The following is an 11,314-nucleotide window of genomic DNA, read 5'->3' as shown; positions in this document are numbered from 1 at the left end:
AGGTTTAAGAGTGCGTTAATCGGCTTCGGCCAGAGTGCCCCGATTCGAGACAGATAGTAGTAGCGTGCGGGGAACACCATGGCTGCCTGTATTTTGATCGCCGACGACGACGCCGTAGCCCGCCGGCTGGTCGAGAACATGGTGCAGAAATGCGGCTATGAGACGGTCGTCGTGGAGTCCGGCGACGCCGCGATCGCCGCCCTCACCGCCCCCGATGCACCTGCGATCGACGCCGTCATCCTCGATCTCGTGATGCCCGGCCTCGACGGCATGGGCGTGCTGGCGAAAGTCCGCGAGGCTGGCCTCAGCGTGCCCGTCATCGTGCAGACCGCCCATGGCGGCATCGACAACGTGATCTCGGCGATGCGCGCGGGCGCGGCCGATTTCGTCGTCAAGCCGGTTGGCGTGGAGCGGCTCCAGGTCTCCCTGCGCAACGCACTCAACGCTTCTGCGCTGAAGGGCGAATTGCAGCGCATCCGTCACAGCCGCGAGGGTCGGCTGACCTTCTCCGACATCATCACGCGCGCCGAGGCGATGGCGGGCGTGATGCGCGCGGCGCAGAAGGCCGCGAACTCCTCGATCCCCGTACTGATCGAGGGCGAGTCCGGGGTCGGCAAGGAAATGTTCGCGCGCGCCATCCATGGCAGCGGCGAGCGCAAGGCAAAGCCGTTCGTCGCGGTCAATTGCGGCGCGATCCCCGACAACCTCGTCGAGTCGATCCTGTTCGGTCACGAGAAGGGCGCCTTCACCGGCGCCACCGAACGGCACACCGGCAAGTTCGTCGAGGCCCATGGCGGCACGCTGTTCCTGGACGAGGTGAGCGAGCTGCCGCTGACCGCGCAGGTCAAGCTGCTGCGCGCGCTCCAGGAAGGCGCGGTCGAAGCGGTCGGCGGGCGCAAGCCGTTGAAGGTCGACGTCCGTATCGTCTCCGCGACCAACCGCAGGCTGCTGGAGCGGGTGAAGCAGGGGCACTTCCGCGAAGATTTGTTCTATCGCCTCCACGTGCTGCCGCTGACGATTCCGTCGCTGCGGGCCAGGCGTGAGGACATCCCGCATCTGCTCCGGCATTTCCTGGCGCGCTTTGCCGCCGAGGAGAACCGCGCCATCACCGGCATCAGCGGCGAGGCCGTGGCGCACCTCGCCCAGCTCGACTGGCCGGGCAACATCCGCCAACTCGAAAACGCGGTCTACCGCGCGGTGGTGATGAGCGACGGCGACCAGCTTGACCTTGCCGACTTCCCCTTGCTCACCTCGCAGCCGCATCTCGGGACGGACATCCCGACCGCGCCGCTGATGCTCGAGCCGATCGCGGCGCCCTCGGTGGTATCGGGCGGTGAAATACCGATCGCGCCGCTGCCGCTGGCGGGGACCCTGTCCCTGCTGACCCCCACCGGCGACGTCCGGCCGCTGGAGGACATGGAGAACGAGATCATCCGTTTCGCGATCTCGCATTATCGGGGGCAAATGTCCGAGGTCGCCCGCCGCCTCAAAATCGGCCGGTCCACCCTCTACCGCAAACTGGACGAAGCCGGGGTTCCCGGACATGGCGGAAAAAGCGGCGAGGAGACGCATTAGGCCCCATGCGAACGGAGGTTCGCCTGGCGTTGCGATGACGCCGCAAGCCCTTCGCATTACGGCAAAATTCGGCCGCGACGTGAACCGTGACTTGGAAGTGACAGACACAGGGAAAAGCGCCTGGCGGAGGCGCACAATCCGTTGCAAACGGACTTTCTTGAAGTCAGTTTGTCGTGAGTTGTTCCGGGGAGCGCTGGCCGCCAAAACGGGGCCTGTATATCGTCTACGTATGAATCGTTGCGTGCAGGCGTGCAACTTTCGAGAGGCCGGCGCGGTTTTAGCCGAAGCTCAATTAGCCGATAACGAAGCTGTTCCACGAGGGACAGTTCACCCAAGGGGTGCGACACAATGCGTGACTGTTTGAACCACCGTGCAGGCTTTGACCGTGTCTTGATGACGGTCGCAGCGACCTTCCTCACGGTATCGGCCAGCTCGGCCCTGGCGCAGGATCAGGCGCGCAGCAGCGCCGCCGAACTCGCGATCGAAGCCGCGATCCCGCGCCCCGAGCCCGCCAACGTCCCGCCCCCGACCGCATCCGACATCAAGCTCGACACCACCGCGACGGTTCAGGACTCCGCGAAGGAGCCTGCCAAGGAAACCGCGCCCGTGAAGGCCGAAGCCGCACCGGCCCCCGACAAGGTCGAGACCAAGCCTTCCGACGTCGCCACCACGCCCGCGCCCGAGGCGCCGAAGAGCGAAACCGCCAAGACCGAGCCCGCGAAGACCGAGCCTGCTACATCTGAACCGGCAAAGGCCGACACCGCGACGGCAACGCCGGTTGCGCCTGCGGCCCCCGCCGCGGCTCCCGCCGCCGAGCCGGTGAAGGCCGCGAGCAATGTTCCCGCCGCCGACCAGCCGGTCGCCGACAGGCTCAAGGACATCATCGGCGCCAAGACCTCGCGCCATTTCGACCGCAAGAACGAGCGCGCCGCTATCGAGAAGTTTTACGGTGCACGCGACTTCGCGCCGGTCTGGACCCAGGGCGGCAGCCTCACCGCTGCGGCCAAGGGCGTGATCGCGCGGCTGAAGGATGCGGCCTCCGATGGTCTCAATGCCGCCGACTATCCGGTGCCGGATTTCGCCGCCGCCACGACGCCCGATGCGCTCGCCGATGCCGAGCTGAAGCTCACCGCCAGCATGTTCGACTATGCGCGCCAGGCCCAGAGCGGCCGCATGCACTGGTCGCAGGTCAGCGGCGACATCCTCTATCCCGAGCATCCGGTCGATCCGAGCGAGGTGCTCGCCAAGGTCACGACCGCAGCCGATGCCTCCGCAGCGCTCGACAGCTACAACCCGCCGCAGAAGCTCTACAAGGAGCTGAAGGCCAAGCTCGCAGAGCTGCGCGGCCTGGGCAGCGGCCCGGCGATCGAGATCGGCGACGGTCCGGCGCTGAAATACACCCCGGCCGGCAAGAAGCAGGCTGAAATCGTCGTCGAAGATCCGCGCGTGCCCCAGCTCCGCGCCAAGCTCGGCATTACCGAGAACGCCAGCGACACCCGCTACGACGCCACCGTCGCCGAAGCCGTGCGCAAGTTCCAGAACGGTGCCGAGATCAAGGCGACCGGCATCCTCGACGACAGGACGGTCAAGGCGATCAACGCGCCGAAGCGTGACAAGCAGATCGACACCGTGCTGGTGAACATGGAGCGTTGGCGCTGGCTGCCGCGCGACCTCGGCGTGCCCTCGCTGGGCGATGCCTATGTCATCCTCAACATTCCCGACTACACGCTGAAGGTGATGCAGCGCGGCCAGCAGGTCTGGACCACCCGCGTCGTCACCGGCAAGCCGGGCACGCATGCGACGCCGCTGCTCACCGAGACGATGAAGTACATCACCGTCAACCCGACCTGGAACGTGCCGCCGTCGATCGTCTACAACGAATACCTGCCGGCGCTTCAGCAGGACCCGACCGTGCTCCAGCGCATGGGCCTCAGGCTCGAACAGAACCGCGACGGCTCGGTGCACATCTCGCAGCCGCCCGGTGAAGCCAACGCGCTCGGCCGCATCCGCTTCAACTTCCCGAACAAGTTCCTGGTCTATCAGCACGATACGCCGGACAAGAACCTGTTCGCCAAGGAAGACCGCGCCTTCAGCCATGGCTGCATGCGCGTGCAGAACCCGGATCAGTACGCCTCCGTGCTGCTCAACATCACCATGCCGAACGAGAAGTACACGCCGGAACGCGTGCGCAGCATGTACGGCAAGAGCGAGATCGACCTGAAATTCCCGACGCCGATCCCGGTCAACCTCACCTACCAGACCGCGTTCGTGGATGATGGCGGCAAGCTGCAATTCCGCAAGGACGTCTATGGCCGTGACGCGACCATGATCAACATCCTGAAGAACGGCCGCGGCAAGGACCTCGAGAACGTCGTCGCACACTCCCAGCCGAGCTATTCGCGCCCGGCGACGACGCTGCCCTCGGGCGTTGCGGTGGCCAACAATGGCGGCGGCTTCGGCTCGTCGGGTCCGAACTTCTTCGAGCGGCTGTTCGGGGCCCCGACCGTGGCCCCGCCGCCGGCTCCGGTCGGCCGGCGGCCGCAGCGGGTGTTTACCCGCTGAGCCCGGCTCGGCGCCGCATTTCCCGAAATTCCGCAATGAAATCAGCGACTCCATCCCCTGATGGGGTCGCGTGACGTTAACCATTGTCGACTTGGCCTTCGGGCAGCGGGCGTTTTTTTGCCACACTCAACCGCTTAGGTTCGTATTCTGACTTGGTTTGGGGGCGGGAAGGTCAACCTCGAATTAACCTTCTTGCTTTAAGAAAGCGTTCATCCTCTTTCTCGCGCTAACGGGGTTGGCGGGAGAGTCCATTTGAACGCTCGTCGACTGGGTGGGCTCATACGTGCTGACTGGTATCGCACGCCAATTCGCTGTGCTGTCGTTGTCCCATGGGGGAGTGAAGGCCGTATCCCGGATCGGCCTCGCCTCCGTGATGCTGCTTGCCGCCGCGGGCTCGGTTCATAACGCCGCCGCGCTGAACGAGACCAAGACGCTCTCCTTCCACCACACCCATTCCGGCGAAGACCTCACCGTCACCTTCAAGCGCGACGGTCGCTACGACGAAGCGGCGCTGAAGCAGCTCAACCATTTCCTGCGCGATTGGCGCACCCAGGACGAGACGGTCATGGACCGTCACCTCTTCGACATCCTCTGGGAAGTCTATCGCGACGTCGACGGCAAGCAGCCGATCCAGATCATCTCCTCCTACCGCTCCCCCGCCACCAACGCCATGCTCCGCCGCCGCTCTTCGGGTGTGGCGCGCTTCAGCCAGCACATGCTGGGACATGCGATGGACTTCTACATTCCGGGCGTGCCGCTGGAGCAGATCCGCTTCGCCGGCCTGCGCCTCCAGCGCGGCGGCGTCGGCTTCTATCCGACCTCAGGCTCGCCCTTCGTGCATCTGGACACCGGCAGCATCCGTCACTGGCCGCGCATGACGCATGACCAGCTCGCCCGCGTCTTCCCGGACGGCCGCACGGTCCATGTCCCGACCGACGGCAACCCGCTGAAGGGCTATGAGCTCGCCAAGGCCGACATCGAGCGCCGCGGCACTGGCGACGATTCCGGCGGCAAGCCGAATTTCTTTGCCGCCCTGTTCAAAAGCAAGCCGGCTCCGGCCGCCACGAGCAGCGACGAGGATGACGAGGCCGCGCCCGCCCCGGCCGCCAAGCCCGTTGCGCCGACCGTGGTCGCCGCCGCAGCCAAGCCCGCAGAGCCAGTGCCGACGCCGCGCGCCAAGCCGTCAATTGCCGCGACGATCCAGCTCGCCTCGGCCGATGCGCAGCTCGTTGCGCCGCCCAAGCCGAAGCCCGCGCCCGTGGCTGACAAGCCTGCCGCCGGCAAGCTCGAGACCCCCGCCGACATCATCAATGCCCGCGGCTTCTGGGATACCCCGGCCACGCCGCAGCAGGCGACGCCGGCACAGGTGGCTGCGCTGAAGGCCCGCCAGGCGCTCGCGGCCGCCACCGATCCGCAGCCGACCGCAAGCGTCTCCAACGCGGCCTATCAGGCGCTGGCCTACGCGCCGGCGTCCGCATCCCCGGTCGACCGCGGCAACGTCGTCGCCGCCTCCGCGCCGATCCCGCGCTCCACCCGGCCCGCGACGTCCCGCCTCGCTCAGGCGACCGAGATCAACACGGTGGTCGGCAAGAGCATCGACGGCATGGTCGCAACCGCAACCCGGCTCTCCGCGGCCAAGGGCGAGAGCATCTGGCTCAAGATCGTGATGCTGTCGCCGAGCGCCAGCCGCGCGATGTCGGTGACGCTGATGGGCGAGCTCGATACCGCCGCCCTGCGCGGCTATTTCGTCAAGCCGCAGGCCGTGATCGCGATGGGCTTTGCCGACGATCCGATGCAGGGCCTGTCCTGCGACAGCTTTACGGGCAGCGCGACCGCGAAGCTCCAGACGACGTCGTTCGTCATGCGCACCGCCGCGCTGCGCTGACGTCTTCAAGCACTGCTAGCGCTTCCGCCGCCGATCCAGATGATACGTCAGCGCCAGCGACAGACAGACCGATAGCGGCTGTTTGGGCAACTTGCCCGAGACATCCAGCAATAGCGCCCGGGTCTGCCGATATTCGAACTCATCGGGAAAGCGCTCGCGAAAGGTGTCGATCAGCGTCGTCTTGCAGTTGAACAGGATGGCGGCGTGCTCGGAGTCCTTCAGGCGCCCAAGCCGGATCGTAGAGCCACTGCCGGTCTCGTCGGTCAGGTAAGCGGGCTCGCCCCATTTCAGGGTCTCGGTGAGCTTGCCAACCTCTTCATGCGCCGCGGCGGTTGCGAAGATCAGGTCGCGTACCTGAAGCAACCGCTTGCCGATCGGCGTCGGAAGAGCGCCGAAGGCACGGCTCACCTCGCGCGGAAGCTTCGGCGCAGTCACGGCGTCTCTCCCGATGAAGCCACAACACCGGTGTCGTCCTGGCGAACGCCAGGACCCATACCGCGGGATCTATCGGTGAAGCGCGGTATCAATCCCGCGCAACGATAATGCAACTGCCGGCCGCCGCAATAACCACGTCCTGTGGTTATTGGTCCTGGCGTTCGTCAGGACGACAGCGGGGCCTCAGAGCATTCCCAGCGCCTGCATATAGGTCTCGAGGATCGTCTCGGCCTCGGCGCGCTCGTTCGGGTCCTGCTTGCGCATCCGCACGATGGTGCGCAGCGCCTTGACGTCGTAGCCATTGCCCTTGCTCTCGGCATAGACGTCGCGGATGTCGTCGGAGATCGCCTTCTTCTCTTCCTCCAGCCGCTCGATGCGCTCGATGATGGATTTGAGCTGGTCCTTGGCAAATTTCGTCGCGGGCTCGTCGTCGCGGACGGCGGCGGAGGTGGCCATCTTGGTACTCCCAATGGAACTGGCAAAACGAGGTGACGCCGGCATCCTCACCGCGCGTGCTGGGTTGACCCTTAGGGTTCGCCGCTCTCGCGTTCAAGGCAGCATCGCGCTCGTCCACAGCGCGCCCACACCTTCCTGCGGCGAGGCGAAGAAAGCTGTTGTGTGATGCGACTCAGGACGCCGCGTCCGACGAAGCCAGTTCAGTGCCCGTGGGGATGGACCTTCTTCATTGCCTCGATCTGCTCGGGCGTGGCCGTGCCCTGGTATTTCGATTTCCAGGTCTCATAGGGCATGCCGTAGACGGCCTCGCGGCTCTCGTCCTTGCTGAGAGCAACGCCTTGGGCGTCGGCGGCGTCCTTGAGCCAGTTGGACAGGCAGTTGCGGCAGAAGCCCGCCAGATTCATCAGGTCGATGTTCTGGACGTCTGTCCGGGTCTTCAAATGATCGACCAGGCGCCGGAAAGCGGCCGCCTCGAGCTCCGTTCTGGTTTTGTCGTCGATTGCCATGGCTGGATCCCTTAGGCCTGAATTGGCTCTGCCCCCGATGGGGGTCACCCTTACGGGATCAGGTGGGTCCTTGTCACAGATTTTGCCATATCGCGGCGCAAACGGCCCCTGAGCCAAGCGGGGGGCAAGCGCCCCCCGGCCCTACGCCAAATCGTCAACGATCTGATATAGCTTCCGCGACAATGATCGCCGAATCTCCCCGCTCCCCCCTTCGCCTGCTCGCCCGGTTGGTCCCGGTGCTCGTGGTTGGACTGCTGTGCCTCTGGGCCAGCCCGGCCTCCGCCGACTTCCGGCTTTGCAACAACACAGCGAGCCGGGTCGGCATTGCCCTCGGCTACAAGGACGCAGAGGGCTGGACCACCGAGGGCTGGTGGAACATCTCGTCCCGCTCCTGCGAGACCCTGCTGCGGGGAACGCTGGTCGCCCGCTACTATTACATCTACGCCATCGACTACGACCGCGGCGGCGAATGGTCGGGCCAGGCCTTCATGTGCTCGCGCGACAAGGAATTCACCATCCGCGGCACCGAGGACTGCCTCGCGCGCGGCTACGACCGGACCGGCTATTTCGAGGTCGATACCGGCGAGCAGCGGGCCTGGACCGTGCAGCTGACCGACGCCAACGAGCAACCGTCACAGCAGCAGCGGGTGCCCGGTCTACCGGGCCCAGTCGGCCCGGGTGGAGGCGTTCCGGGTTTGCCCAATAATCCGCCCGGTGGTACGCCCCCCGCCGCGCCTGGCCTCCCGCCAGCTCCCTCGCCACCGTCTGGAAATAAGCCATGAGGCGTCTTCGCCGTATCAAGATTCTCGCGACCCTTGGACCCGCCTCTTCGGACCTCGCGATGATCCGCCGCCTGTTCGAGGCCGGCGCCGACCTGTTCCGCATCAATATGAGCCACACCCCGCATGACAAGATGCGGGAGCTGGTCGCGACGATCCGCAACGTCGAGAGCAGCTATGGCCGGCCGATCGGCATCCTGGTCGATCTCCAGGGCCCGAAGCTCAGGCTCGGCGCCTTCGCCGAAGGCGCGGTCCAGCTCCAGAACGGCCAGACCTTCACGCTCGATTCCGACAAGGCGCCGGGTGATGCCACGCGCGTCAATCTCCCGCATCCGGAGATCCTGGCTGCGCTCAGGCCCGGCCATTCGCTGCTGCTCGACGACGGCAAGGTGCGCCTGATCGCGGAGGAGACCTCGAAAGAGCACGCGGTGACGCGTGTCGTGGTCGGCGGCCGGATGTCCGACCGCAAGGGCGTCAGCCTGCCCGACACCGACCTGCCGGTCTCGGCGATGACGCCGAAGGACCGCGCCGACCTCGAGGCCGCGCTGGTGACCGGCGTCGACTGGATCGCGCTGTCCTTCGTGCAGCGCGCCGACGACGTGATCGAGGCCAAGAAGATGATCCGCGGGCGCGCCGCGGTGATGGCCAAGATCGAGAAGCCGCAGGCGATCGACCGCCTCGCCGACATCATCGACGCCTCCGATGCGCTGATGGTGGCGCGCGGCGACCTCGGCGTCGAGCTGCCGCTGGAACGGGTGCCGAGCCTCCAGAAGCAGATGACGCGCATGGCGCGCCGCGCCGGCAAGCCGGTGGTGATCGCAACCCAGATGCTGGAATCGATGATCCAGTCGCCGGTGCCCACCCGCGCCGAGGTCTCCGACGTCGCCACCGCCGTCTATGAGGGCGCCGACGCCATCATGCTGTCGGCGGAATCGGCGGCCGGCAAATTCCCGGTCGAGGCGGTCTCGACCATGAACCGCATCGGCGAGGAGGTTGAGCGCGACCCGACCTATCGCTCCGTGGTCGCGGCCCAGCGACCCGCGCCGGAATCGACTGCCGGCGACGCCATCGCAGACGCCGCGCGGCAGATCGCCGAGACGCTCGACCTGCCGGCGCTGATCTGCTGGACCAGCTCGGGCTCGACCGCCGTGCGCGTGGCGCGCGAGCGACCGAAGCCGCCGATCGTGGCGATCACACCGAACATCACCGCCGGACGCCGGCTCGCCGTCGTCTGGGGCGTGCATTGCGTGGTAGCGGACGATGCCCGCGACCAGGACGACATGGTGGGCCGCGCCGGCCAGATCGCGTTCAGGGACGGCTTCGTCCGCGCCGGCCAGCGCGTGATCATCGTCGCCGGCGTGCCGCTCGGCATTCCCGGCACCACCAACATGGTCCGCATCGCCTCGGTCGGCCCCGAGGGCGACGCGAATATGTAGGTCGGCCTGCGGGCGGCAAACAAAAATGTCGAAAACAACCCCATGCACAGTAGCCGGCTGATCCGGCGAATGTGCCGGGGTTTTTCGAAAAGACGCGCAGAGGCAACGGCCTGAGCGCGATCAGGTTTCCACCCCGATCTCGCCGGTGTTTTAAGCCCCGACCAGCGCCTTCGCCGCCGGCAACAGCGTCTGCTGCACCACCAGCCCCCTGGCGCGGGCGTCCATGACACCGACGGCGCGCAGCGCCAGCAGCGTCACGGTCTGCACCGCATCGCGCATCCTGGCGGGATCTTCGAGATTGTCGGGCGCAAGCGGCCCGACCAGCGCCTCATGCAGCGCCCCTAACAGCGCGGTGGCGGCGAGCGCGGTGTCCTGCGCCGGCAGGTGGCCGGCACGCACGGCAGCGTCGATCCGCGTGGCGATCTCGCCGGCGATCTCGCGGCGGCTGGCCAAGCGGGACGCGCTGACATCGACGTCGACCGGCTCGGCCAGGATACCCCAGGCCAGCCTGCGCTGCGACAGCGTATGGACCGCCACGGTGGTGACGGCTGCCGCCAGCGCCGAGGATGGGCCGGGCGCGGCATCGGCCGCCCGGCGGATCGCAGCGAGCTCGTCGCGCGACACCTCGGCAATCAATTCGGAGATGAGCTCGGCCTTGGACGGGAAGTAGCGGTAGACCGTCCCGGCCGCGACACTGGCCCGGACCGCGACCGGCGCGATCTGCACCGCCGCCATCCCGCCCTCCGCCGCAGCTTCCCGCGCTGCAGCAAGTATCGCACTGCGCCTGGCCGCAAGGCGCTTCACCACTTGATGCGTCCGCCGATAAACCATGGCGCGCTTCCTGTCCCACACGCCAGCCGCACGCCCTGCGGCCGAACGCGTCGTCACTGCAATAGTTGCAAATCGTCCCGCAAGGACTGAACAACTATTCAGACTGGATGACAAGATGCAAATGCGTGGAGCGTCATGGCGAATGGACAGGAGCGTCAAGCCTGGGCCCGTCCCGCCTGCGCGGCCGAAGCCGCTTCGGCGCGGCGAAGGCCCGGACATCCACGTTCTTTGTCCCGCGAAGCAAGGCGTGGATGGCTGGGACAACAAGCCAGCCATGACGGCTGCGGAAACTTCCGCATCCCCAACGACGCTCACCTCAAATGCCGCAAGCCGGAGAAATTTAACGCGTCCGTAGCGACTGCCCCCCAAAAGAAAAGAGCCCCGTCCAGGACGGGGCTCTCAAACTTTCTCGGATCGTCCAGTCTTACTTGAGGCTGGTCGAGATCGAGCCGAACTTGGTGTTCAGCGAGCTGCCGAGGTTGTTGACGACGGTGATGATCGCCAGCGCGATGCCGGCAGCGATCAGGCCGTATTCAATGGCGGTCGCGCCGGATTCATCCTTCACGAAACGCGAAACGAGGTTCTTCATAGACTGCTCCCAAAGAGTACACGAGGCTTACAAATGGTCTGGTCTTCAGCTTCCCAGCGCCGCCCGACCATGGAACCGAACGTAGACGCAAAGAATTGCGCCGCAGTTAATTCGACTGCGTAAACACGAAGCGGATTGCACGTATTCGACGATGGTAAACCGGAATTGAGAACAATCGGTTAAATCGTAACTATCCGCGGCAATGCTGCGGGGCGCGATTTACCTGAAGTTATGACCGCGCGTGGTCCAATGCCGCCCGC

Annotated in this window: 10 protein-coding genes; 5 read left to right on the top strand and 5 right to left on the bottom strand. The window is 66.0% G+C overall.

Going from position 1 to position 11,314, the window contains the following annotated elements; translation table 11 throughout:
* Positions 1-78 precede the first annotated feature (78 nt).
* From JQ627_RS21100 to JQ627_RS21090, 3 genes are all read left to right on the top strand, one after another.
* Positions 79-1,575, top strand: a complete 1,497-nt coding sequence (locus JQ627_RS21100; protein ID WP_212486074.1) for a sigma-54 dependent transcriptional regulator — start codon at positions 79-81, stop codon at positions 1,573-1,575.
* A 348-nt stretch (positions 1,576-1,923) separates the two neighbouring features.
* Positions 1,924-4,137 (top strand): murein L,D-transpeptidase, encoded by a 2,214-nt coding sequence (locus tag JQ627_RS21095; protein ID WP_212486073.1) that lies wholly within the window; start codon positions 1,924-1,926, stop codon positions 4,135-4,137.
* A gap of 271 nt (positions 4,138-4,408) precedes the next feature.
* Positions 4,409-6,022 carry a DUF882 domain-containing protein gene (locus tag JQ627_RS21090; RefSeq protein ID WP_212486072.1) on the top strand — a complete coding sequence of 538 codons (1,614 nt, stop codon included), beginning with the start codon at positions 4,409-4,411 and terminating at the stop codon, positions 6,020-6,022.
* A gap of 15 nt (positions 6,023-6,037) precedes the next feature.
* Here the strand turns inward: JQ627_RS21090 and JQ627_RS21085 are convergent, their stop codons facing one another.
* The 3 genes from JQ627_RS21085 to JQ627_RS21075 all read right to left on the bottom strand — a co-directional run bounded on the left by JQ627_RS21085 (position 6,038) and on the right by JQ627_RS21075 (position 7,419).
* The gene (locus JQ627_RS21085) at positions 6,038-6,457 is read right to left on the bottom strand and encodes a DUF1801 domain-containing protein (protein WP_212486071.1); all 420 of its coding nucleotides are present in this window, start codon (positions 6,455-6,457) and stop codon (positions 6,038-6,040) included.
* Positions 6,458-6,640: 183 nt separating this feature from the next.
* Positions 6,641-6,913, bottom strand: coding sequence for a DUF2312 domain-containing protein (locus tag JQ627_RS21080; RefSeq protein WP_014492426.1), 273 nt, complete (start codon positions 6,911-6,913; stop codon positions 6,641-6,643).
* Positions 6,914-7,113: 200 nt separating this feature from the next.
* Positions 7,114-7,419, bottom strand: a complete 306-nt coding sequence (locus JQ627_RS21075; protein WP_092186846.1) for a DUF1244 domain-containing protein — start codon at positions 7,417-7,419, stop codon at positions 7,114-7,116.
* 182 nt (positions 7,420-7,601) lie between these two features.
* Here JQ627_RS21075 and JQ627_RS21070 point away from each other — a divergent pair, with 182 nt between their 5' ends.
* Positions 7,602-8,201, top strand: coding sequence for a DUF1036 domain-containing protein (locus tag JQ627_RS21070; RefSeq protein ID WP_212486070.1), 600 nt, complete (start codon positions 7,602-7,604; stop codon positions 8,199-8,201).
* Positions 8,198-9,634, top strand: a complete 1,437-nt coding sequence (gene pyk, locus JQ627_RS21065) for a pyruvate kinase (protein ID WP_212486069.1) — start codon at positions 8,198-8,200, stop codon at positions 9,632-9,634. The genes JQ627_RS21070 and pyk overlap by 4 nt, the downstream gene beginning before the upstream one ends.
* Positions 9,635-9,784: 150 nt before the next feature.
* On the opposite strand, the gene JQ627_RS21060 is transcribed toward pyk, so the two are convergent.
* Positions 9,785-10,465 (bottom strand): TetR family transcriptional regulator, encoded by a 681-nt coding sequence (locus tag JQ627_RS21060; RefSeq protein WP_212486068.1) that lies wholly within the window; start codon positions 10,463-10,465, stop codon positions 9,785-9,787.
* Between the two features lie 424 nt (positions 10,466-10,889).
* On the bottom strand, positions 10,890-11,054 hold the full coding sequence (locus JQ627_RS21055) for a Flp family type IVb pilin (protein WP_166813359.1): 165 nt from the start codon (positions 11,052-11,054) through the stop codon (positions 10,890-10,892).
* Positions 11,055-11,314: the final 260 nt, after the last annotated feature.

This window comes from Bradyrhizobium liaoningense (genome assembly GCF_018130785.1).
GTDB lineage: Bacteria > Pseudomonadota > Alphaproteobacteria > Rhizobiales > Xanthobacteraceae > Bradyrhizobium > Bradyrhizobium liaoningense_A.
Note: the sequence above shows the minus strand (reverse complement) of the source record. Positions and strands in the feature narration are given on the sequence as shown.

Bases quoted from the DNA above. Each gene is read 5' to 3' on its own strand.
- JQ627_RS21060 (WP_212486068.1), bottom strand. From the start codon at position 10,465: ATGGTTTATCGGCGGACGCATCAAGTGGTGAAGCGCCTTGCGGCCAGG.
- JQ627_RS21100 (WP_212486074.1), top strand. From the start codon at position 79: ATGGCTGCCTGTATTTTGATCGCCGACGACGACGCCGTAGCCCGCCGG.
- JQ627_RS21080 (WP_014492426.1), bottom strand. From the start codon at position 6,913: ATGGCCACCTCCGCCGCCGTCCGCGACGACGAGCCCGCGACGAAATTT.
- JQ627_RS21055 (WP_166813359.1), bottom strand. From the start codon at position 11,054: ATGAAGAACCTCGTTTCGCGTTTCGTGAAGGATGAATCCGGCGCGACC.
- pyk (WP_212486069.1), top strand. From the start codon at position 8,198: ATGAGGCGTCTTCGCCGTATCAAGATTCTCGCGACCCTTGGACCCGCC.
- JQ627_RS21070 (WP_212486070.1), top strand. From the start codon at position 7,602: ATGATCGCCGAATCTCCCCGCTCCCCCCTTCGCCTGCTCGCCCGGTTG.
- JQ627_RS21095 (WP_212486073.1), top strand. From the start codon at position 1,924: ATGCGTGACTGTTTGAACCACCGTGCAGGCTTTGACCGTGTCTTGATG.
- JQ627_RS21075 (WP_092186846.1), bottom strand. From the start codon at position 7,419: ATGGCAATCGACGACAAAACCAGAACGGAGCTCGAGGCGGCCGCTTTC.